The organism is Commensalibacter sp. M0133, assembly GCF_016101485.1.
GTDB lineage: Bacteria > Pseudomonadota > Alphaproteobacteria > Acetobacterales > Acetobacteraceae > Commensalibacter > Commensalibacter melissae.
Genome location: NZ_JACFQI010000001.1, coordinates 774,044 through 795,487, shown reverse-complemented (window position 1 = coordinate 795,487; position 21,444 = coordinate 774,044). Strand labels below are relative to the sequence as shown.

Here is a 21,444-nt window from a genome sequence, read left to right as displayed (position 1 = left end):
ATTAAAAGTCTGTATTTTTTAAATAAGAATCAATCGGTATGCTTGAACAGTAGAAATTATGATTTCTCCAATTTTTTTTACCATATTGCAATGGCTGATTATTGAAATCGTGAATAATTCCACCTGCAGCCTCGAGAATGGCCTGAGGTGCAGCGGTGTCCCATTCCATGGTTGGACTGAAACGAGGGTGTAAATCTGCCTTTCCCTCTGCAATGCGCAGGATTTTTAAGGTTGAACCAAAACGTTCAACAGATGAAGTGTTAAATAATTTCAAAAATTTTTCAAAGGATGGATTTTTTATGCATCGAGGTGAAAAAAGAACACGAAACTGTTGATTGGGTGGGGAAAGAACATGAATGGGTATAATTCGGCCAGTTTTATCAATTTTCCAAGCTCCTTTATTCACAACACCAAAAAAATATTCGTGATAAGCAGGACAGGCCACAACACCAAGAACAGGTTTATGATCCCTTATCAGACCTATATTAATCGTGAAATTGTCACTATGTTGAATGAAGCCTTTTGTTCCATCCAAGGGATCAACCAACCAGAATTCGGATTTTACCGGAATTGGTATCCCTGAAGCTATTTCCTCTTCAGCAATAACGGGAATAGAGGGAGTATATTTTTTCAGCCCCTGAATAATTATTACTTCTGAAGCTTTATCAGCCTCGGTAACAGGGCTTGAATCATCTTTGATTTTTATGTCAAAATTCGTTTTACGAATAGAATTGATCTCGTCAGCAGCCTGTTGAGCAATGGAGATAACTCTCGATACAAGTTCTGTATCAGAAAAATGGGTCATTAAATAAAATCCAACACTAGGGTCAATTGATCTGATAAGATAGGCAGAAAGCTGAGAAAAATACTTTAAAATCAGTGACAGATTGATTTCCGGTATCTTTTTTTCAAAAAATGGACGTAATTTATAGTCATAAATACTACGATCAATGATAAATTTGAATAGAATATAGTAACTTTATTTTAGGGGAGATAATTTCGTGACACTCGATATTCAGTTTACGAACCTGCATAAACCAGAAAAAGGTAATATTGTGTTATTCTCGTTTGAGAATGATGAGGGTGGTGATTCTGTAAAGGTTATTAATAAGATTATTCATAATGCCCTGGATCGGGCGATGAAGGCAGATAATTATACGGGTAAGTTTGGACAGGTTTGCAAACTTGTTTCTCCTGATGAAAATCATGATTATATCCTGGTCGTTGGTCTGGGAATGAAGGATAAGTTTTCCGTCAGTAAAGCCAAAGAAGCAGGTGGAATTGCGGTTCAGGCCTTGCAAAGGAAAGTGGAATCTTTTCATATTATGGCGGACTGGGATTTCACGGAATATGCGGGGTATCTTGTTTTAGGCGCCGTTTTGAAAAATTATGAATTTAAAAAATATTGCGTTGATAAAAGTAAAAAAGATGAATTCAGGCAATTAAAAGCGATAAAAATTATGGCTTCTGACTATGAAGGGGCGCAAAAACAATGGTTCAACTTGTCTGCGGTGGCTGACGGGGTCTATTTGACCAGGGATCTTGTTAATGAACCCGCTAATCAGTTAAATCCTGCCGAATTTGTAAATCGTATCAAAAAGCTTGAATCATTGGGCCTTATGGTTGAAGTTATCAATAAAGAGAAAATGCAAGAATTAGGTTTTGGTGCCCTTCTGGGTGTGGCTCAAGGTAGTAATAACGAACCTTATACGGTTGTAATGCAATGGAATGGAAATCCTGATGATAAAGATCCGCCTCTCGCCTTTCTTGGAAAGGGTGTCACTTTCGATTCCGGAGGGATTTCCTTAAAACCAGCGAATGGCATGGAAGACATGAAAATGGATATGGCTGGCGCCGCGACTGTAACAGGATTGATGTCTGTTCTGGCCAAACGTAAAGCCAAGGTGAATGTCATTGGTGTTGTAGGTTTGGTTGAAAACATGGTATCTGGTCATGCGCAACGCCCCGGAGATATAGTTCGCAGTGCCTCTGGACAGACAATCGAGGTTTTGAACACGGATGCAGAGGGACGATTGGTACTGGCAGATTTACTTTGGTATACGCAGGATCGTTTCAAACCGCGTTTCATGGTCAATCTTGCAACATTAACCGGAGCCATGGTTGTTGCACTTGGATATGAATATGCCGGTCTTTTTTCAAATGATGATGAACTGGCAGGTAAATTGTCGACAACCGGTCATGATTCCGGAGAAAAATTATGGCGTATGCCAATGGGCGATGCTTATGATAAAGCGATCAATTCTGACCTTGCGGATATGAAAAATATTGGTGGGCGTGATGGAGGATCCATTACCGCCGCACAATTTTTAAAACGATTCGTTAATGATACTCCATGGGCTCATTTGGATATCGCCGGAACAGCCTACACGGCAAAACCCAATTATTGCGGTCCAAAAGGGGCGACAGCTTTCGGTGTAAATCTGTTAAACCATTTTGTTGAAACTTATTATGAAAAATAAGGGAATTCGATGACCTCTGTTGGTTTTTATCATTTGACCCGAACAAGTATGGAGCAGGCGCTTCCCTCTTTGCTGATACGCACAAGACAACAAAAACAAAAAGGGATTGTTCTATGCAAGGATGATGAACAGTTGAAAAAACTGACAGAGATTTTATGGAATATTATAGACCCTATTTGGTTACCACATGGTTGTCATGCAAAAGACTATCGGGATGAATATCCTGAATGGCAACCAATTTGGTTGACGACCTTTGAGGAAAATCCAAACCGGGCAGCCTATCTGTTTGTTGTTCATGGTCAATCAGTCAATGATATCAGTCAATTTGAACGGGTGTTCGATTTATTTGACGGAAAAGAGGAACAGTTTGTATTGGCGGCTCGTGAACGGTGGCGTAAACTTAAAAAGGCTGGACATGATTTGACTTATTGGAAACAAACAGAAAAAGGGTGGGAAAAAGGTTGATACAGTTGATCAAGCGATTATGAAATATTATTCGTAAAATCATATTATTTGAAATTACTATGAGTCTTGAGGGGGTAAAATTCTGTCAACGTTAATTTTGTGTTTGATCATATTAGGAATCATTTTATTGCTTTATCAAACAAGTATACTCTATCTTGTTAACGTTGGGTTTATAAAATCTGAAAAATATTACTTTCCTAAGTTATTTTTTAGTTTTCCACTTTATGGATCTATCACTGGGGCTTTTCTTGCCTTTCTTGCACTGGTATTTCATTCCGATCCATTATCATTTTATCCTTTTATTCTAAGTGACGTATATAAAATCAGTTTCTATTTAGATGGGCTATCTTGTTTTTTCCTTTTGTTGTTGTTTACGACTGCCTTTTTATTCTTATATTATCAACCGTTGTTGTCTAAAAATTGTTATTTCCTCTTTTTAAATATTATCGCCATATCCTTTTTTGTTGCAGGAAATTTCTTTTTTCTGATTTTTCTTTTATCATTGGTTTTATTGATTATTTATCAGGCAGATCAGAAGAAAAATTTGGTTTATTGGATTGCTTTTGCATGTTTGTTGGGGGTCATGAGCTTTTTACCTGTTATGAGTGATAACCAGTTTAGTCCAAGAGATATTGATTTTTCTAGGATTATGCAATCCAATAATATAGATTGTCTGTTTTTTTTATCACTTTTGCCTATATGTTTTCTGCTTGGATTATTTGATTTTTTTCATAACGAAAAATCTGATGAGAAACTTAATAGAATTGGTGATATTTCTTTCTATTTGATTTGTTTAAAAAGCTTGATTGGATTTTATGCATTATTAAGATTTATCATCAGTGTTAATGATTGCAAATTTTCCCTTATCTTGATTTTATTTACTGGATTTCTAGGCTTAACATCTGCATTGCGTTTGGGTTGGTCCAGTTTAAAAAGTGTAACTGTATACGATCGGTTACGATATTTATATTCTTTGAACAATGCATTATGGCTTGAGCTTGTTTGTATCCTTTTATTTTCAATTCATTTTCAAAAATTAGCCATACTGTCTTTGACGTATGATTTTCTTTTCTTTGGATTACTAATTCAGAATTTAGGATTTGCACTGGCTTTTCTATTAACTTTTTTTTTGAAAAGACATATCAATCAGGCACTTTCAATTTGTACCTTTTTTTGCCTAGCACTGTTGTTGTCTGGTTTTCCTCCATTTCCCGGGTTTACGCTGTTATGGGGGAATTTGCAACTAGGCATGAATGTCATATTCAGTCATTATTTATTCAATATGATATTTGCATTATTTTTTATAGGATGTAATTCTATTATTTTTCTTTTTTTAGTTCTGGGATGGATCAACTTACTTTTAAATCTTTATAAAAAAAATCGGCATCAATTTAATCTATCGTCAAAACTATCATTTAATTTTTTACAAAAAAACGGAAAAGGTATCAGGATTTATTTATCCGGTCTATTTCTTTTGTCCTTTTGCCCGGGAATAATATCGTTTCTAATCTATCCAATAAAAAAAAATCTAATTCACACGGAAAAATTATACTGGTTTGCATTCAAAAATGATGAATTGCAATTTTCGTTTTCCCCTGTTTTTCCAATGATATATTTATTAATCTTGGCGGGTTTATTTTATCTTGTGAAAGAGAAAATTAAATTTAAAGCGTTGATAAATCAAACAAAAAAATATGTTGTTTCAGAACAGGGTGTCTATGAGGGTCATGTTGATAAAACCAGTTTCAGTTTTGGTGAAAAAACATTCATCTATACATTGGCTGATATTTTACTTTTTAAAAAATATTTGGTTATAAAACGTAAAGGATATGTAGAAAGTGTAAAATATTATCGTTGCTTTTCTAATTATAGAAATTATTTTAATTTATTGATTTGGGAAAATGAGCAGAAAGTCTTTATATCTATAATTATTATCTCTTTGTTATTAATAGGATTTTTTGTTAGATGATATTTCTGTATTGGTTGATGTCCCTATTAATGATCCTATTTCATGTATTATTGATTTTAGGTATGGCACCTTTAATTATGGTGTTTATGGAAAGGTTGAATGGAAAAATTCAGGGAAAACCTTTGGAATCATCCCAATATGTATTACAAAATATCAAAATTATATATTCACGAATTTTAAATTTTCTTTTTAAAAAAATATTGTCTGTCAATACCCTGATTTATTTAATAACTATTGGATTATTAGTAACTGTGGCAATATCTATTCCGATATTTTCAACAAATATCCTGGTTAACAATAATTCCGATTTTATCTTTGTTACGATATTGTTAATATTTGTACCTTTTTTGATATTTTTTCTTGTTTTTCAAGATTGCTCACTGTTATGTTTCAAAAATTCGCAGCGGATTATGTTCCAAACCTTCATGTATATTCCTGCAATTTTACTGATCGCTATGGTTTGCCGTTTAAATACAAAAAGTACAGAGCTTTCGCATATTGTCCTTTTTTTTCATAATTCCACAAGTTTGATAAATTTGGCCCTATGCCCTCTTTTTATATGTGCATGTTCTCTATTTTTTCTTGTTCTAGATATACCGGATTTTTTGAATTTTATTGAGAAAGATGGGTTTGATGGAGACGAGAAGGCAATCTTGTTTTATATTTCTAGTCTCCAGTTTCTGATCTGGCTATCCCTGATTGCGTTTTTAATATGGCCCCAGAGTATTGCTATCTTTGATTTACAGACAAAATCCTTGATGTATTGGTTGTTAACCGCTTTTTTTGGATTATTGGCATGGAGTGGTAAAATTGTCATAGAATGTATTGTAATTTCTATAATGAGAAATTTCTTATTTTTGTCCAAGGGTTATTACAAAATTGGTATCGCAACAGTATTGAATTTTGTGGCCGTTGTCATTTATTTTGCAGGTTTGGGCGGAATATAGAATGGTATTTGCCTTTTTTATGAGTCTGCTATTACTGATTACGATAAGCGGCATTTCCTCGTCTTCGTTACAGGCAGTTATTCATTCTATACTGACGGGATGCTGTCTTTTATCTGGTTGGCAGAATGCACTTAACAGTAAAATTACGTTATTGAGTTTTTTTATGCTTTTCACTGTGGAAATTTTTTTTACGGTCATTTTGAAAGGACAATATTTCCAGTATACTTTGAAAACCTTATTTACAGGATTATTCTTGACCATTCTTGCTGTTTCCCTTGTTGTCCATGTATTGCCCCCTTCATTGTTCCGCTTGGAATATGGAATAGTTTTATCTATAATTCTGGTTGGGGTATTTTATAGCATGAGCAGTCAAGCAATCGGAGGACAAATTGCTGGTATGCTATGTGTATTGAATGCTTTAACCCTTGTCGTTGGATTGAATAGTCAATTCTATGCATTTTTTACTCTTTTTGCTTTTTATGTTGTGTTTTTGCTAGCTTCTATTTTTATCATGCAACGTTTTGGACAGGTTGACTGTGTTCGGAAATGGTGATTTAGCAAAAATTTTGTATTGGAGTTGTGTTCTCTGGCCCGTGGCAGGAATCATAGGAATTTATGCCTGTCATCATCAGCGTGCAAAAATCCGATGTCATTTTATTGTAACAATAATCCTTTTTTTTATTACGGTTGCATCGGCATTTATTCATGATGATTTTTATCTTTCCGTTATTTGGAAACATGACGAGTTAACAAGTTTTTTAAGGGTTATGATCGCTATAGGTAGCATTATTGCATCAATAGTTTTGAAATTCATGGTTCCTGGCCAATTAAGTTCATCTGGAAAGCAAAAAAAATTATCCTATAGTCTCGGCCTCTATCAATTAATTATCTGTACCGCCATGATGGCTGTAGCTATTAATAATTTTTTTATAGCGCAGATTTGTTTGCATAGCATGATTTTCCTGTCCTTTTTGGCTTGTTTTATTCATGGTGGGGGAGAACAGATACAGGCGGCCTGGGAATACTTCCGCTATATGCTTTTTTTTATGATAATGGCTTTGATGGGTGTTTTCATTCTTGAGTTATCTGTTGGACAAACCTATCCCTTGTTACCCCGTTTTGGCAGTTTTATCCTGGCGTTTAGTATTGTTCAAATGATCGGGTTGTTTCCCGTATTCATCATTTTTCTACGTTTTGTCAATCATTTGCCCACTTTAATTGGCAGTATTATCTTTTTTATCATCCCAGTTGCTTTTCTCTCCTTATTCATAAGATTATTTCAAATCTCATCTTATCAAAACCCTCAATCATTTCTCATGATATTAGGGTTGATCAGTTTCATTATCATTATTATAAAGGAGAATGATGATCCTTTTTTGTATTCCCCGTTTTTGATCACTATTTTGGCAGCTTTGGCTGGTATTTTTTCCAATGGATTTCAGGGTTTATACAGTTTTTGCCTTTTCATAACCGTTCTGGTTATTTATGCACCGTTAGGGTATATTCTTCGAAAAAGTCCTTTTGCTGTGGATTCTAGAGGTTGGTTTGTCATTGCCATATCTGCATTTCCGCCATTTGGCATATTTTTTGCATGTGCAATTTTGATTGCGAGTTTGTTTGCACAGTTTCCCTGGTTGGGATCATGCTTGTTTTTATTGTTTTTTGTAAGAGGCTTTTTTCTGTTTAAAAAAAATAATATTCAATTATTTTCTCGAAATATTTTTACAAAAGAGGGTGGATGTTTATTGAGCCTGATTTTTTTACCCTCTTTGGTTATTCCTATCATTGCCAAATATTGGTTATTTCAAATTGCAATGCAGTTTATACAAAAGTGATTGTTTCTGAAAAATGGTTGATAAAAAAACATTTGTTCAGCGTTCCCTAAAATTAATAGATTGTCTTAAAAGCCATCAAACAGATAGTAGGTTTTTCATTTCTCTTGATGAACAAGAATGGACGGAGATGCTTGCAGCATTAAAAACTGATCGGCTTATGTTTCTTACGATGTGGTGTAAGGAGGATACCGTTTTTGTTTTATTTCTTGAGAATGGATACAAGCCCATTGGCGTTCGTATTTCCGCATCAATGAACCGTTATCTGGCCTTGTCTTCTGTAAGACCCGCTGCCATTATATATGAAAGAATGATCTGGGAGTTATGGGGTAAGGAAGCAATGAATGCTGTTGATTTACGCCCATGGTTGGATCGGGGTTTATGGAATAATTGCTGGCCATTGTCAGAAAAACCAGGGCCTGTCTTATGGCCTCCAGAAAGACAAGAAAATCCATCTGTCTCTCATTTACTGAATAATGGAGGGGAGATAACGGTTATTGATCCCTCCAATGCGACAGAAAAATTGCCTGTGCTGTGGCGTTTTCTTAATATGGGTGAGCGGATTATCCGAGCTGAATCAGTGTATGGATATACACATAGAGGAATTCTATCCAATCTGTATAATAGAAATAGTTTGGAAATATTACCTTTAATAAGTCGTATTAACGCACTTGATTCCGTTGCGCATCAGATTGCCTTTTCTCATGCGATTGAAGATATTGCAAATTTTGTCCCTTCCTTGCCTGTTTTGAGAAAACGTATCTTATATTCTGAATTATCCAGAGTTGCAGCCTATCTATTTTATTTAACACGCTTATTTCGCGTATTAGAAGTAGAGTTGGTTGCCAGCCGGTGTGATCTGGCGCGTGAACTTCTTATGCGTTGGAATATACATTATTTTGGGCATCGCTGGTTAATGGATTGTGTTTTTCCTGGTGCCGTTTTTTTAGGGCAAGAAAATGATAAAAAAAGACATTTTCCTAAAAAAATTAAATATTTGATTGATCAGGCATTTAATTTGGCTATAACCTTGCCTGGTCTGGGTGACTATCTTCAAAATATGGGAATTTTATCTCTAAAAAAAGCGATTGATTTCAATATAGGTGGAATTGTTGGGCGGGCTTCCGGACGGGATGTGGATTTGCGTCGGTACATGTCTGAATACCGGTTGGAATGGCTGCCACCTCCGAATTTTACAAAAGGGGACGTTGATGCACGTATGCAGTCATGGTTTGTTGAGATAAAAACATCGTTAAATATAATCGATATACTTCTAAAGGAAGAAAATAGCGAGGAAGCGTTCAAATCCTCTCAAGAAATTATTATCGAAAAATTAAATGGGGAAGGGATTGGTGTTTGTGAAGGGGTGCAAGGAGATTTATGGTATTATGTGAGACTAGAATCGGGAGTTATAAAAGACGTATTTATACGTGATCCTGGTGCCAATCAGGCCTATGTCTTGCAAGATGTATTAAAAAATGAACATTTTGATAATCATGTCTTGATAAAGGCGTCATTTGGTCATTTGGTAACAGGCGTAGATCTATAAAAGGAAAACTAGTGGTTTTTATTAAATCCTTGATCGATTCATTAACTGGAAAAATAAAACCTGTTCAAAAATTTGCCGGTCAAAAAAAACAGGATATACATGTATTTCATATTGGATGTGGAGACTGCAATGGATGCACGTTTGAATTGCAGGCCTTAAAAGGGACCGCATATGATATAAAAGATGCGGGGATAAAATTTGTTGGACATCCTGCTGATGCAGACTTGTTGTTAATATCAGGGCTGATTACTCGTGCTATGCTTCCTTATATTGAAAAAAGCTGGAAATTGATTGCTAAATCAAAAGCGATTGTAACAATTGGATCATGTGCAATTAACCGACATATTTTTGCAAGTAATTATGCGATCTTGGGTGAAAATGTTGGTGACGAGGAATGTATTTTGCAAATTGAAGGATGTCCGCCTTTACCTTCCACAATTATGGATTGTTTAATGAAATTGAAACGGAATACGTCTTCTAATTTTTATTCAAAAAGTCCTCCCCCTTTTTCGTCTTCACAAGAATTGTCTGGGCATCAGCTTTTAGACGATGGTAACTGCGATAACTCAGCGGAATTAGACCCAGATATAAAATCCCGCTTAAAGCCAATGTTCCCCAAGGATCTGCTACCAGAATAGTTGCGAAGATGCAGGTGCTTAAAAATATAGGCATGACGTAAGAAGTGGGAATTTTAAAATTTTTGAATGACCAGATCGGTAAGGTAGAAATCAGCAAAAAAGATGTTATGACTAAAATTGTAATTGTCAGGATTTCGGAATGGGCGATGGAATTAAGAAAATCAATTTGATAATGCTTGCTTTCCAAGCCAAGAAAAACAGGAAATAAAACTATTCCAGCACCTGCCGGGGCAGGGACACCCGTAAAAAAATTGCTGGCATATTGAGGTTTGTTATCATCAAGTGCGGCATTAAATCGTGCCAGGCGTAAAGCCATGCATACCGTAAATATTGCACAGGGAATAAAAGAATAATCCCCTCCATTTTTAAGGGACCATAAGTATAAGACAAGACTTGGAGCAACCCCGAAGGACAAAAAATCGACAAGACTGTCCAATTCTGCACCAAATCGACTTGTACCACGTAATAAACGGGCAATTCGTCCATCCAACCCGTCAAAACAGGCAGCAATTAATATGGCGATAACAGCCTCATTGAACCTTCCATGAATTGCACTGCGAATACTGATCAGACCGGCACACAATCCAAGAATTGTCAATAAGTTTGGAATAATCCGGTTAAAGGAAATTCCCTTGACTCGGGGACGAATTTTTTGTCGTAACATTAATTTATGTTCTGGGTTAAAAGAGCGTTTATAATTTTGCAACAATCGTTTCGCCGCTGATCATTGTTTGCCCAACCTCAATGCAGGGTTGACACCCATCGGGCAGGTAAAGATCCACTCTGGAGCCAAATCGGATCAACCCATAAATATCACCCATATTAAATTGTTGATTTATATCGGCATTACATACAATTCTTCTGGCAATCAATCCGGCAATCTGAACAACAACCACCTTTTTTCCATCTGGTAAAGTTATGCAAATTGCGTTGCGTTCATTATGTTCTGATGCTTTATCCAGTGAAGCGTTAAAAAATTTTCCCTTGATATATGATCGTGCGGTAATTTTTCCAGTGACAGGGATGCGTTGTAAGTGGACGTTGAAAATGGAAAGAAAAATAGAAATGCGCCAGACCGGTTTGTCACCCAAACCTAAATCAACAGGAGGGGGAATATAGTTTATGGCTGAAACGGTTCCATCTGCTGGGGAAATAAGAATATCATTTTTATGGGGGATAATTCGCTTGGGATTACGAAAAAAATACCAGCAAAACCCAAAAAATAAGCTTCCTATAAGACCAATTAAATATCCGATCCGAGCATGAATGCGATAGCCAATAAAACTTATCAAAGCAGAGATGCAGAGAAAAGGGTATCCAGCTTTGTGCGGTTTACTAATATTTGTTCGGATTGAATGTAAAATAGACATCAGGGAATTCCTTAGGGGATGGTCGTTTGTTATTTTTACAATTTTCTTTTGCGATTCCAGTTGGGTTTCGGTAATTTTTGTTTTAAAATTCTTTTTTTTGAAGCGGAAAAGATTGTAATCGGGGCATAGAGATTTTTTCGGATTTCAATCAGATGGTATTCTCCTCCAAAGGGAATGAAAAAATGACCTAAAAATTCTAACAGCTTATTTCCATATAGGGAAAAGGAATTCATTATTTTAGATGGAAAATAAATAATTTTTTCATAATAAACAAGTTGAAACATATGGTCTTTTAATATTTTTTTTAATTGATAAATGTAAAAACTTTTTTTTTGATACTCAAAAAAATTAGATAAATTAAATATTCCCCACCATTTTAATTTATTAGGAAGTAAAAGCAAAATTTTGCCATCATCTTTTAAAATTTCCCAACAAGACCTTAAAGTTTTATGAATGTTATAGATGCCGATCGGAAAGAATGGATAAAAAATGATTCGGTCAAAACTGCATTTTGCGAAAGGAAAACGATTGTATGTAAAACAACATGTTTTTACTGATGGAAAATTTTCTAAATTGGATAATTCATTTAAGTTCTCTGCAAGATTACCCTGAATATGATTATGGGGTGAAGATTGCAGAATGAAATCTTGAGGAATGGCACCAAGGGTGAGTAAAGAAAGCCCTCGTAGATCTGGCCACAGGTGCAGAAACTTATCAGTAAGATAGATTACTGATCCTGGTTGAGTATTATTTGGTATAATACTAGAATTAGCCTTAGGATTCATTATTGATTTCCAGAAGAATCGTTTTGTTATACAAGAATAAAATATTGAAATAAAGAAAGAGAATGTCTGTTCTTATTAAGCCTATTCCTTTTTATGAAACCAATTATGCGTGGCTATTATATGATAAAAAAACCAGAAATGCAGCTATTGTCGATCCTGGTAATTTTACTCCCGTTTTTAATACTATAAAAGATAAAAAGCTGAATTTGCAATCGGTACTTGTCACGCATCATCATCCAGATCATACAGGGGGCATTCGCCAATTGAAAGACAAATTTAATTGTCAGATATATGCGCCTGATAAAGAAAGAAACAGTATTGTGGATGCTACGGATTATGTACAGGATCATGAACATATCGACCTGGGTTTCGGTTTTTTTGAAGTTATAAATACGCCAGGTCATACTCTGGGATCTGTTTGTTATTATTCATATGATTTAGGTATAATTTTTACAGGAGATACTCTATTTAGCCTTGGTTGCGGTCGTTTATTCGAAGGTAGTCCAGAACAGATGTTTCAAAGTTTCAAACGGATAAAGTCCCTGCCTGATGAAATTATGGTCTATGCCGCTCATGAATATACTGAAGATAATGGTCGTTTTGCCCTGACAGTGGATTCAAACAATGAAGATTTGTTAAATCGTTTGAAGCAAGTGCAGCAATTGCGTTCGGAAAATAAATCATCCTTGCCTGTCATGCTGGCAATTGAAAAGAGAACCAATCCTTTTTTGATGGCCTTGACCGTTGAGGAGTTTGCACGCTTACGTAAGGCAAAAGATCAATTTTGATAGGTTTAAAAAGGAATGATTTCAATTTTTAATGTGTGGATATTAAGTAAGCAAGCATGATTTAGCAAGATTTAATTTTGCGATAATAATTATGGAGAATTATTAATTATCGGTAAATTATCCACATTTTGTCAAAGCATGTGTTAAATCGAAAAGGAATCGTAAAGAATGGCTTGTAGGCGCAAATTATTATCTTTTCGTTGTGTTCTTTTTTTTAAAGTCATTTTATTTTCAATAAATAGATCCACCAACTTATCCACAATTCATAAAAAATGTTACATGATATTATTATCCCAGCTTTTTTCTATGGCAAATAACACTTTCTTGCGATTTGACAGGTCTGTAATGACTGGATGCAAATTAATATAAATTGTTCCAGGTTTTTTTATGAAAGAGTGGCGCCCCCAATGTAACCCTGAATTGGTGCTAACTGGAACAATTTTAAGGTCAAGTTGACTTGCAATAGCTGCAACACCGGCTTGCAGTTTAACTTTTTTACCATATTGTGAACGTGTACCCTCAGGAAAGATAATAATTTGTCGTTGATCTTTTATAGCGTTTTTACAATTTATGACAAGATTTTTCAAAGCCCTTGCACCTCCTTGACGGTCAAGGGGAATCATTCCGGATAAGAGAAGCATTGGCCCGACAAGTGGAAGATATATCAACTCTTTTTTCATTATATAGGCAGGACGCGGTAAAAGATTCATCCATATCAGGGTATCAAAGGCGGATTGATGCTGAGACGCTATTATAAAAGATGAGTCATTGGGTAAGAATTCCTTGCCTTTTATATCAATCTCTATTTTACAGATTTTTGTAAGACCCTTGATTGAAAGCTCAGTCCATAATTGTGCATAGGCCAAGGCATGTTTTTTTGCAAAATAACGGATATAAAAAGCAAAAAGACCCATGAACAGGGTTAGGGTAAAAAAATATATTGAGAAAAGTAGTGATCGAATAAAAGTCATAAAGGTCATGAAATCCGTTAATGTTTAATATTGATTAAATCATGCTTTGGTTTTGTCGTGTGAATTAATCCTGTATAGGCCATAAGTAGTTTATTGTATTCGATAAATAATAATCGAATAGAAGATATTTTTAAAACATTATCCTTATTGATGGTGTTGATCGAGAAGGGATAAAGAGGAATATCGTATAGAAGGTTTCTAAGTTCAAGAATGGCTCGACGCATATGATAATTTGAAGTTATTACCGTCAGGGATTGCAAACGGTAATAATGAACCCATGCCGCTGTTTCAATGGCATTACCCATGGTGGACGTTGCATTATGTCCCAGTAAAATATGGTCTTGACATGAAATTGCAGGAAAATTCGTAATTGAATTCTTTAAATCTTGCAGGGTTGTTGTTGCTCCAACTCCAGATATAAGCAGATATTGAGAACAATCTTTTTCAAGAAATCTAATGGCTGTATGGATTCTTCCGGTTCCACCGGTCAATACGACGATACCGTCCGTTAAAGGGGGGATAGATGAGAAACTTAACAAATCATATATAAAAACAACAAAACCACTTAACCATAAAAAAATGATGATTCCAATAATCTTGATCAAAAAATTCTGAGAGATTTTTTTTTTCATTTTATGTCAAATGTCTTAACCAATAATATACAATGAATGTTGTTGAAATCCAGCCTATAAAATAATTGCACAAAGGTAAAATAATAATTAAAATCAATAGATTAAATGGTAACAAGGTTAAAATGCTAAACCACCCCTGATAAACTGTTTCCCAGTTTGGATTACTGCTGAAGGGCAGACTAAGATAGGTTAAAAAAAACAATAAGGGAATTGAGAAAATTAAGCCGATGCCACCTCCGATAAGGGAAAGAAATGCATTCCTTCGTGCAAAACGTATGGATATATAGTGATCTGACGCGCCTAGATTATGAAGTATTTCGATTGTTTGTTTGCATTGTATCAAACCAGTTCGGGTGGCGATAGCTATTACAATGGCTGCGACAAAAATCACGGTAAGAAAAGCAAGGAATGCACAGGTTTGCAAACTATTTGCAAGAACATTTAAGCGTTGACCCCAGAAGTTACTTTGTTCAATAACGATATTGGGTTCGATTTTGCGTAAGGAAGTTTCAAGCTGGCCTGAAATTTTTGTATTATTTTTTAAATGTAATTCGATGACTGCGGGAATGGCAAGGGCAAGATTGTCAAAATCTTCATGCAGCCATGGGGCTAATAATTCATCTATTTCATTATCATCAAGTTTGTGAAAAGAGACAAGTTCCCTGGAGGTCGAGAGAAGGGTGATAATTTGCTGGATTGATGCATTATTGTCGGAATTCTCTTGTTTTGTATTTTGAGATGAAACCTGGAGGTTATTTTGGGGAATTTGTAGAATTACTGTGGACGCTGCCCCTGTATTCCAACGATTTGCTAGATTTTGACCAGCATAGGTTCCCGCAATCATCAGGGTGGCCAAAAAGGTCATTGCAGCAACAAGGGGAATTAAAAATTGTCCGGGTAAAGCCAGATTGACTTTCAATCCATCAGTGGTTTTATGTTTTAACAGCATCATCAATTCGTATTTGTCCATTATTTAATTTTAGTCTAGGGGCAGGGAATTGATGGATGAGATTATCATTATGGGTGGCGATAATGATTGTGCACCCCAAATCATTAAGATCAAAAAAAAGATCCATTAAACGTAATACCTGTTCCTCATCCAGCGCATTGGTGGGTTCATCAGCCAACAAAATATCAGGTCTGTGAATGACAGCTCGGGCAATTGCAACGCGTTGTTGCTCCCCTCCAGAAAGGGTTCGAGGGTATAGTTCAGCCTTATTTTGCAAATTCATCCATTGGAGAATTCGATTTGTCCAACGACTTACTATGGATTCATCCGTATTCTGCAGTCGAAGGGGTAGAGCGATGTTATTATAAATGCTTAAATTGGGAATAAGTTTAAAATCTTGATAAATGATGCCTATTCTTTGTTTTAAGTGGCAAATAGTTGAACGACGGTTTTTATGTATGTTTGTTTCCAAAATTTGTAATTGCCCAGCATTAGGCATTATTTCAAGATGGAACATCTGGAGCAAGGTTGATTTTCCAATTCCTGATGGTCCTGTTAACCAGCAAAAACTACCTTGGGGAATATGGAGTGTGACATTTGATAAAATCGGACAGTCTTGTCTGTAATAAAGGCTTACCTTGTCAAGTTGAATCATTGCAGAAAGGTTTCATGGCAGATAAGGAAATGGATTATAATTTACGTCCCAAATAAACAGTTACGGTCGCACATAATGCGGTTAACATAATAAGTAAAACGCCATCGAAAATTAATTTTCCTGCAGTTAAACTATGTCCTGCAATCATAATTGAATGGGGAATCAGGTTGCCTCCATGTTTCACAAGCTCACCTGTTTGAGGATCTGATGAGGAGATAACGGCTATTAATGAAGAAGTGATGGCAGGCAATAATTTCCATATGATACCAATAACCAAGAATAACGGGGCAAAAATTTCGGCGACTTGCTGGATCAAGTAAAAGCAGAAATGACAAGCGAACCAGAGAATATTTAAAAATGGATTGGACACTTTGGATGAATTTCTTGAATCGGTATATTCTTGGCTGATGTGGCCTAGCCGTTCTTCTGATCGTGTATTATTAGAGAAAAATTTATTCACGAAACTATCCTTAAACTGAATAAAAAGAAGATACACTGTAGCATATTGATATAAATCTTATAATAAAACTCTTTATATAAATCTTTAATTTTTTGAATTAAAATAATTAATTAACCGAAACATATTAATTTTCAGTGAATTTACTTGCCATATCAGATATTCTGAGAAAAATAAGTGGAATGGTATTTTTGTAGATCCTGTTTAATTATTGATCTAGGCAAACCATATATATCAATAAATACTTTTTAGAGAATTGGGTATGGGTAACAATACGCAGCCTTCGATATTAATCATTGATAATGATTCCAGGATTTTAAAGGAATTCAAACAAATTCTGGGTCAGGATTACTCTTTATATCTTACAGAATCTTCCTATCATGCCTTGGATATGATTAAAAAGGGGGCTCATTTTTCCACCATTATCTATAATAATTTCATGCCCTGCATGTTCGGAAATATTTTTTTTGCCCGTGTTCGTAATCTTATTGTTGCTACACGTATTCTTTTGGGACCAAAAAGCCGAACGGATATTCTGATCAAGGCGTTGAACGAAGGGGGAATATCGTTTTTTATTCCAAAACCGCTGGATCCTTTCATGGTAAAGGAAATTGTAAAACGGGCCGTTAAAAGATCAGAATTTCAAAGAAAACTAATGCATGAACGTTTATTATTAAAAGGGTTGTTGGATAATCTGCCCTATGGCCTTGCTTTCAAAGATGAGGAGGGTCGTTTCACCCGTATGAACCAGTTGGCGGCCAATCGGCGTGGATTGACCATTGCCGAATGCCTTGGAAAAACAGAAGAGGAAACTGAACCGTCCTTTACGTCGCAAGAATTGTCAAGATTTAATCAGCGTTTGAAAAAAGAGGAGCGCTTTGTGGAGATATTGGAGGTTCCCTCGAATAATTCCAAACAATCGTCACAATGGTTTATGATTACCCGTTTATTGTTGGATAGAGCAAAGGGTGAAATTACGCATCCTTCTGTACTGATGGAGCTGGATATCACTAAACAAAAAGAATTGGAAATGCAGTTGCGGCAGTCGGAAAAATTGAAGGCCCTTGGTACAATGGCTGGGGGAATTGCTCATGATTTCAACAACCTGTTGACAACAATGATCGGCTCGTTGGAATTATCCGAAGAGCTGTTGGAGGTTTCGGGTAATTCTGAAATCATGGATACAATTAAGCAGTTACAGAACAATGCCTTGGAGGCGGCAAAAAAGGGTAGCACATTGACAGAGCGACTCTTGAGTTTCAGCAGAAGAAAGAAATTATCTTTGCAGGAAGTGGACCTCACCAAGATTATTCGTAAAAACTTTGATCTATTGTCCCAAACTCTTCAGATGCGTTATGAAAGAAGGTTCAAAGAACAGATTGAAGCCAACCAATCAAATAGAATTCATCTTGAATTTAAAAATAATGTATCGGGTATTTTGACGGTTAAGACAGATCCATCACAATTTGAATTGGCTGTCATGAATTTGTGTATCAATTCAGTAGACGCCATGAAAAATGGAGGTGTAATAACTATCATTTTGGATAAGAAAGATGTTGGTTCGGATGAAGGCAAACGGCTTCATTTAAATCCGGGTCCTTATGCAGTCACCATCATTCAGGATGAAGGCGAGGGAATGAGTGCTGAAACCATTGCTCATATTTTTGAACCTTTTTTCACAACAAAAAAAATGGGGTTGGGAACAGGACTGGGAATGGCGATGGTTTATGGATTTGCACAACAGTCGGGGGGACAGGTTAATGTGCAAAGTCAATTGGGAGCAGGAACAAATATAAGTATATATTTACCCATATATAGTGAAATGGAAAGATAGATATTTAATAAATTTCCATCAACATATTTGAATATTAATATAAATTAATTAAATAGAAATCAAAAATTAATATTATATTATGTCACCAATCTAATATGATTTTTATATAAAACGTAGATGCATATTTTTATTCTTTAATTGCTTTTTAATATTTTTTTTAAATGATAATATAGATAACGAAGTGAATATATAGTTTTAAAATGATTATAGAGTCTGAACACTATATTTTTCCTTTTGACGTAAAGGCATAAGGAAATGTTGATTGAAGCACAAAAACAAAAAACAAAAAAAATAATTTTGGTTGCTGAGGATGACTCCATTTTACGCCCATTATTGGTTGAATTGCTGGATGAAATGCAGTTTGAGGTAATTGCCGCTGAAGATGGTACAAAGGCAATGGCATTGTTACAAGATTTGGATTGTAATCATATGCATGTCGATTTACTATTAACCGACATCGGGTTGCCAGGAGTAAATGGAAACAAACTTGCTGAATTTGCGCGTAAGATCTGGCCGAATTTATCGATATTATTTATTACTGGTTATGCACATGGTATCAATACCATGACTCTTGACAATAAAATACAATTGTTAACCAAACCTTTTTCCCTTGGGGTATTGACAAAGCGTATAGAAGAATTGATTTCTTAACCAGTTCGGATAATTATTATCATATAATTTTATGTAAGGTTAACCCTAGATATGCAAAATAACACTTTATCTACGTATGATCCTATTCAGTGGCATGGTACGACTATTTTATGTGTCCGTTACGGAAAGCAGGTGACAATAGCAGGTGATGGCCAGGTAACACTGGGTAATACAGTTGTAAAAGGTAATGCGAGGAAAGTCAGGAGAATAGGACAAAACGGTTCTATATTGGCTGGTTTTGCAGGGGCGACAGCGGATGCTTTTACCTTGCTGGAACGTTTGGAAAAGAAATTGGAGCGTTATCCCAATCAGTTGGAAAGGGCTTGTGTCGAGTTGGCTCAGGATTGGCGAACGGATCGTTACTTAAGAAGACTTGAGGCAATGCTGCTTGTGGCTGATCATGTTCATTCATACACATTAACAGGTAATGGTGATGTACTGGAACCAGAAGACGGGGTGGTAGCCATTGGTTCCGGTGGTAATTATGCTCTGGCGGCCGCAAGGGCGCTTTTGACTGTTGATGGACTAACATCGGAAGAAATCGCACGTCGAGCAATGAAAATTGCTGGGGATATTTGTATTTATACCAATCACTCCCTTGTTGTAGAGACCTTGAACGCAGAAAGTAAATAATATATGCAAATCCCGACCTATACCCCGAAAAAAATTGTTGCAGAACTTGATCGTTATATTGTTGGTCAACAAGAAGCAAAAAAGGCTGTATCTATCGCTTTGCGCAATCGATGGAGAAGAGCTCAGTTACCTGACCGGATGCGGGAAGAAATCGTTCCTAAGAATATTTTGATGATTGGACCAACGGGTTGTGGTAAGACGGAAATTGCTCGTCGATTAGCCCGTTTGTCACAAGCTCCATTTTTAAAAGTTGAGGCAACTAAGTTTACCGAAGTCGGTTATGTCGGTCGTGATGTAGAAAGCATTATTCGCGATTTGGTTGAAGCATCTTTGGTCATGTTGCGTGATGTAAAACGTCGCAATGTCGTTGAAAAGGCAAAAGATGCCGCAAATCAAAGAATAGTAACGGCGTTGGTGGGAGATGGAGCGACAGCAGAAACACGTAATAAATTCCTGCAGATGCTGGTTAATGGAGATTTAGAGGACAAGGAAATAGATATCAAAGTGGCGGATATATCCTCTCCTGTTAATCAAATGGATATACCGGGGATGCCATCGGCCCAGATTATCAATTTTACCGATATGATGAAAGGGTTCATGAACCGTTCTGAAAAATCACGCCGTATGACGGTTGCAAAAGCCCGGGAGGCATTAATTCGTGAAGAATCTGATAAGCTTCTGGATAATGATGCGCTTGTGCAAGAAGCTATACAGCGTGCACAAAATCATGGAATTGTCTTTCTGGATGAAATTGACAAGGTTTGTGCCCGTTCTTATGAAGGAAGTGGTGGGCGTGGTGGTGCCGATATTTCCCGTGAAGGGGTACAGCGTGACTTACTGCCATTAATAGAGGGAACGACTGTCTCAACAAAATATGGTCTGGTTAAAACCGATCATATACTTTTTATTGCCTCTGGTGCTTTTCATTTGGCTAAACCTTCTGACTTATTGCCGGAACTACAGGGGCGCCTACCGATTCGTGTTGAATTATCGGCTTTAACCTGTGAAGATATGCGTCGGATTTTAACAGAACCCGAACAGTCACTTTTAAAACAGTATATCGCTTTGATGGAAACGGAAAAAGTCAAGTTACAGTTTACGGATGATGCAATTGATTCAATTGCTCAATTGGCAACGGATATTAATGAAAGAGTTGAGAATATCGGTGCGCGTCGTCTGGCAACCGTTATGGAAAAACTCCTCGAAGAAGTTTCTTTTACAGCTTCTGAACGTTCAGGTGAGGAGATTCAGATAACGGCAAAGGATGTAACGGAAAAAGTTGCTTCCTTGGCGAGTAAAAGTGATTTAAGTCGTTTTATTCTTTAATTTGTAATTTGTCTGGCTATACGAGATTTATATATGTCAATTTCAGGTTCTTTTATTTTACCCGAAGAACAAAGCGCGGTAGAGGCAATTGATGCCATTAGGGATGAGTTTGATCTTTTTGATGATTGGACGCAGCGATATCGTTATTTGATTGAACTTGGAAATAATTTGCCTGCTTTTCCTGTTGAATGGCAAAATGATAAATTTCGTGTGGTTGGTTGTCAAAGTCAGGTTTGGTTAAATTACTCCCGGGAAGGAAATAAATATTATTTTGCTGGATCGTCTGATGCCGTGATAGTTAAAGGACTGATCGCTTTGTTATTAAGAATTTATTCTGGAAGAACAGCAGAGGAAATTTTGAAAATCGATCCTGGATTTGTCAAGGATCTGGGACTTGCAGGGGCGTTGTCAGCAAATCGAAGTAATGGGGTTATGTCGATGGTTAAAGCCATACAGCATATTGCCTCACAATAGTGTTAATTTTTTTTGAAATATTTATTTCGTATAATTTGA

Annotated in this window: 22 protein-coding genes and 1 pseudogene; 14 read left to right on the top strand and 9 right to left on the bottom strand. The window is 36.1% G+C overall.

Annotated features, from left to right (window positions below; all coding sequences use genetic code 11):
- Position 1: 1 nt before the first annotated feature.
- The gene (gene cysQ, locus H3T46_RS03575) at positions 2-805 is read right to left on the bottom strand and encodes a 3'(2'),5'-bisphosphate nucleotidase CysQ (RefSeq protein WP_198197410.1); all 804 of its coding nucleotides are present in this window, start codon (positions 803-805) and stop codon (positions 2-4) included.
- 196 nt (positions 806-1,001) lie between these two features.
- Between cysQ and H3T46_RS03570 the strand changes: the two genes are divergently transcribed.
- From H3T46_RS03570 to H3T46_RS08975, 8 genes and pseudogenes are all read left to right on the top strand, one after another.
- Complete coding sequence (locus H3T46_RS03570) at positions 1,002-2,480, top strand: leucyl aminopeptidase (protein WP_198197409.1); 1,479 nt, start codon at positions 1,002-1,004, stop codon at positions 2,478-2,480.
- Between the two features lie 9 nt (positions 2,481-2,489).
- Positions 2,490-2,945 (top strand): DNA polymerase III subunit chi, encoded by a 456-nt coding sequence (locus tag H3T46_RS03565; protein WP_198194931.1) that lies wholly within the window; start codon positions 2,490-2,492, stop codon positions 2,943-2,945.
- Positions 2,946-3,528: 583 nt separating this feature from the next.
- Positions 3,529-4,914: a hypothetical protein gene (locus tag H3T46_RS03560; RefSeq protein ID WP_198197408.1), complete on the top strand. Its 1,386-nt coding sequence runs from the start codon at positions 3,529-3,531 to the stop codon at positions 4,912-4,914.
- A gap of 410 nt (positions 4,915-5,324) precedes the next feature.
- A complete protein-coding gene (locus H3T46_RS03555; RefSeq protein ID WP_155580710.1) occupies positions 5,325-5,861 on the top strand; it encodes a hypothetical protein in 537 nt (178 codons plus the stop codon).
- A 19-nt stretch (positions 5,862-5,880) separates the two neighbouring features.
- Positions 5,881-6,414, top strand: a complete 534-nt coding sequence (locus tag H3T46_RS03550) for a hypothetical protein (RefSeq protein WP_198197407.1) — start codon at positions 5,881-5,883, stop codon at positions 6,412-6,414.
- Positions 6,398-7,696: a hypothetical protein gene (locus H3T46_RS03545; RefSeq protein WP_155568339.1), complete on the top strand. Its 1,299-nt coding sequence runs from the start codon at positions 6,398-6,400 to the stop codon at positions 7,694-7,696. The genes H3T46_RS03550 and H3T46_RS03545 overlap by 17 nt, the downstream gene beginning before the upstream one ends.
- 13 nt (positions 7,697-7,709) lie before the next feature.
- Positions 7,710-9,242: a hypothetical protein gene (locus H3T46_RS03540; RefSeq protein ID WP_198197406.1), complete on the top strand. Its 1,533-nt coding sequence runs from the start codon at positions 7,710-7,712 to the stop codon at positions 9,240-9,242.
- An 11-nt stretch (positions 9,243-9,253) separates the two neighbouring features.
- Positions 9,254-9,691: pseudogene (locus H3T46_RS08975) on the top strand (NADH-quinone oxidoreductase subunit B); the annotation flags it as partial.
- A 28-nt stretch (positions 9,692-9,719) separates the two neighbouring features.
- Here the strand turns inward: H3T46_RS08975 and pssA are convergent.
- The 3 genes from pssA to H3T46_RS03520 are packed head-to-tail and all read right to left on the bottom strand — an operon-like array spanning position 9,720 to position 12,035.
- On the bottom strand, positions 9,720-10,544 hold the full coding sequence (gene pssA, locus H3T46_RS03530; RefSeq protein WP_155565739.1) for a CDP-diacylglycerol--serine O-phosphatidyltransferase: 825 nt from the start codon (positions 10,542-10,544) through the stop codon (positions 9,720-9,722).
- A gap of 28 nt (positions 10,545-10,572) precedes the next feature.
- Positions 10,573-11,250 carry a phosphatidylserine decarboxylase gene (locus H3T46_RS03525; protein ID WP_198197405.1) on the bottom strand — a complete coding sequence of 226 codons (678 nt, stop codon included), beginning with the start codon at positions 11,248-11,250 and terminating at the stop codon, positions 10,573-10,575.
- A gap of 35 nt (positions 11,251-11,285) precedes the next feature.
- Entirely contained in the window at positions 11,286-12,035 is a 750-nt protein-coding gene (locus H3T46_RS03520) for a hypothetical protein (RefSeq protein WP_198184581.1), read from the bottom strand.
- Between the two features lie 62 nt (positions 12,036-12,097).
- Here H3T46_RS03520 and gloB point away from each other — a divergent pair, with 62 nt between their 5' ends.
- Entirely contained in the window at positions 12,098-12,823 is a 726-nt protein-coding gene (gene gloB / locus H3T46_RS03515) for a hydroxyacylglutathione hydrolase (protein WP_198197404.1), read from the top strand.
- A 275-nt stretch (positions 12,824-13,098) separates the two neighbouring features.
- On the opposite strand, the gene H3T46_RS03510 is transcribed toward gloB, so the two are convergent.
- The 5 genes from H3T46_RS03510 to H3T46_RS03490 are packed head-to-tail and all read right to left on the bottom strand — an operon-like array spanning position 13,099 to position 16,490.
- The gene (locus tag H3T46_RS03510) at positions 13,099-13,794 is read right to left on the bottom strand and encodes a 1-acyl-sn-glycerol-3-phosphate acyltransferase (RefSeq protein ID WP_232349938.1); all 696 of its coding nucleotides are present in this window, start codon (positions 13,792-13,794) and stop codon (positions 13,099-13,101) included.
- 17 nt (positions 13,795-13,811) lie between these two features.
- Entirely contained in the window at positions 13,812-14,426 is a 615-nt protein-coding gene (locus H3T46_RS03505) for a YdcF family protein (protein WP_155568333.1), read from the bottom strand.
- A 1-nt stretch (position 14,427) separates the two neighbouring features.
- The gene (locus H3T46_RS03500; protein ID WP_198197403.1) at positions 14,428-15,378 is read right to left on the bottom strand and encodes an ABC transporter permease; all 951 of its coding nucleotides are present in this window, start codon (positions 15,376-15,378) and stop codon (positions 14,428-14,430) included.
- Entirely contained in the window at positions 15,359-16,030 is a 672-nt protein-coding gene (locus tag H3T46_RS03495) for a cell division ATP-binding protein FtsE (protein WP_122123853.1), read from the bottom strand. Before H3T46_RS03495 ends, H3T46_RS03500 begins: the two co-directional genes overlap by 20 nt.
- Before the next feature lie 34 nt (positions 16,031-16,064).
- The gene (locus tag H3T46_RS03490; protein WP_155569478.1) at positions 16,065-16,490 is read right to left on the bottom strand and encodes a hypothetical protein; all 426 of its coding nucleotides are present in this window, start codon (positions 16,488-16,490) and stop codon (positions 16,065-16,067) included.
- A 259-nt stretch (positions 16,491-16,749) separates the two neighbouring features.
- On the opposite strand from H3T46_RS03490, the gene H3T46_RS03485 reads away from it, so the two are divergent.
- The 5 genes from H3T46_RS03485 (at position 16,750) to H3T46_RS03465 (ending at position 21,405) form a co-directional block, all read left to right on the top strand.
- Positions 16,750-18,321: an ATP-binding protein gene (locus tag H3T46_RS03485; protein WP_155568331.1), complete on the top strand. Its 1,572-nt coding sequence runs from the start codon at positions 16,750-16,752 to the stop codon at positions 18,319-18,321.
- 255 nt (positions 18,322-18,576) lie between these two features.
- Positions 18,577-18,972 carry a response regulator gene (locus H3T46_RS03480; protein WP_122123850.1) on the top strand — a complete coding sequence of 132 codons (396 nt, stop codon included), beginning with the start codon at positions 18,577-18,579 and terminating at the stop codon, positions 18,970-18,972.
- 51 nt (positions 18,973-19,023) lie between these two features.
- Positions 19,024-19,605, top strand: coding sequence for an ATP-dependent protease subunit HslV (hslV, locus tag H3T46_RS03475; RefSeq protein ID WP_155565730.1), 582 nt, complete (start codon positions 19,024-19,026; stop codon positions 19,603-19,605).
- 3 nt (positions 19,606-19,608) lie between these two features.
- Positions 19,609-20,931, top strand: a complete 1,323-nt coding sequence (hslU, locus tag H3T46_RS03470) for an ATP-dependent protease ATPase subunit HslU (RefSeq protein ID WP_198197402.1) — start codon at positions 19,609-19,611, stop codon at positions 20,929-20,931.
- Positions 20,932-20,970: 39 nt separating this feature from the next.
- Positions 20,971-21,405: a SufE family protein gene (locus H3T46_RS03465; RefSeq protein ID WP_198197686.1), complete on the top strand. Its 435-nt coding sequence runs from the start codon at positions 20,971-20,973 to the stop codon at positions 21,403-21,405.
- Positions 21,406-21,444: the final 39 nt, after the last annotated feature.

Excerpts from the sequence above, each read along its gene's own strand:
- gloB (WP_198197404.1), top strand. The coding sequence starts at position 12,098 with ATGTCTGTTCTTATTAAGCCTATTCCTTTTTATGAAACCAATTATGCG.
- H3T46_RS03480 (WP_122123850.1), top strand. The coding sequence starts at position 18,577 with ATGTTGATTGAAGCACAAAAACAAAAAACAAAAAAAATAATTTTGGTT.
- H3T46_RS03510 (WP_232349938.1), bottom strand. The coding sequence starts at position 13,794 with ATGACTTTTATTCGATCACTACTTTTCTCAATATATTTTTTTACCCTA.
- cysQ (WP_198197410.1), bottom strand. The coding sequence starts at position 805 with ATGACCCATTTTTCTGATACAGAACTTGTATCGAGAGTTATCTCCATT.
- H3T46_RS03560 (WP_198197408.1), top strand. The coding sequence starts at position 3,529 with ATGAGCTTTTTACCTGTTATGAGTGATAACCAGTTTAGTCCAAGAGAT.
- H3T46_RS03540 (WP_198197406.1), top strand. The coding sequence starts at position 7,710 with ATGGTTGATAAAAAAACATTTGTTCAGCGTTCCCTAAAATTAATAGAT.
- hslU (WP_198197402.1), top strand. The coding sequence starts at position 19,609 with ATGCAAATCCCGACCTATACCCCGAAAAAAATTGTTGCAGAACTTGAT.
- H3T46_RS03495 (WP_122123853.1), bottom strand. The coding sequence starts at position 16,030 with ATGATTCAACTTGACAAGGTAAGCCTTTATTACAGACAAGACTGTCCG.
- H3T46_RS03525 (WP_198197405.1), bottom strand. The coding sequence starts at position 11,250 with ATGTCTATTTTACATTCAATCCGAACAAATATTAGTAAACCGCACAAA.
- H3T46_RS03500 (WP_198197403.1), bottom strand. The coding sequence starts at position 15,378 with ATGATGCTGTTAAAACATAAAACCACTGATGGATTGAAAGTCAATCTG.
- pssA (WP_155565739.1), bottom strand. The coding sequence starts at position 10,544 with ATGTTACGACAAAAAATTCGTCCCCGAGTCAAGGGAATTTCCTTTAAC.
- hslV (WP_155565730.1), top strand. The coding sequence starts at position 19,024 with ATGCAAAATAACACTTTATCTACGTATGATCCTATTCAGTGGCATGGT.
- H3T46_RS03565 (WP_198194931.1), top strand. The coding sequence starts at position 2,490 with ATGACCTCTGTTGGTTTTTATCATTTGACCCGAACAAGTATGGAGCAG.
- H3T46_RS03505 (WP_155568333.1), bottom strand. The coding sequence starts at position 14,426 with ATGAAAAAAAAAATCTCTCAGAATTTTTTGATCAAGATTATTGGAATC.
- H3T46_RS03555 (WP_155580710.1), top strand. The coding sequence starts at position 5,325 with ATGTTCCAAACCTTCATGTATATTCCTGCAATTTTACTGATCGCTATG.
- H3T46_RS03520 (WP_198184581.1), bottom strand. The coding sequence starts at position 12,035 with ATGAATCCTAAGGCTAATTCTAGTATTATACCAAATAATACTCAACCA.
- H3T46_RS03550 (WP_198197407.1), top strand. The coding sequence starts at position 5,881 with ATGAGTCTGCTATTACTGATTACGATAAGCGGCATTTCCTCGTCTTCG.
- H3T46_RS03485 (WP_155568331.1), top strand. The coding sequence starts at position 16,750 with ATGGGTAACAATACGCAGCCTTCGATATTAATCATTGATAATGATTCC.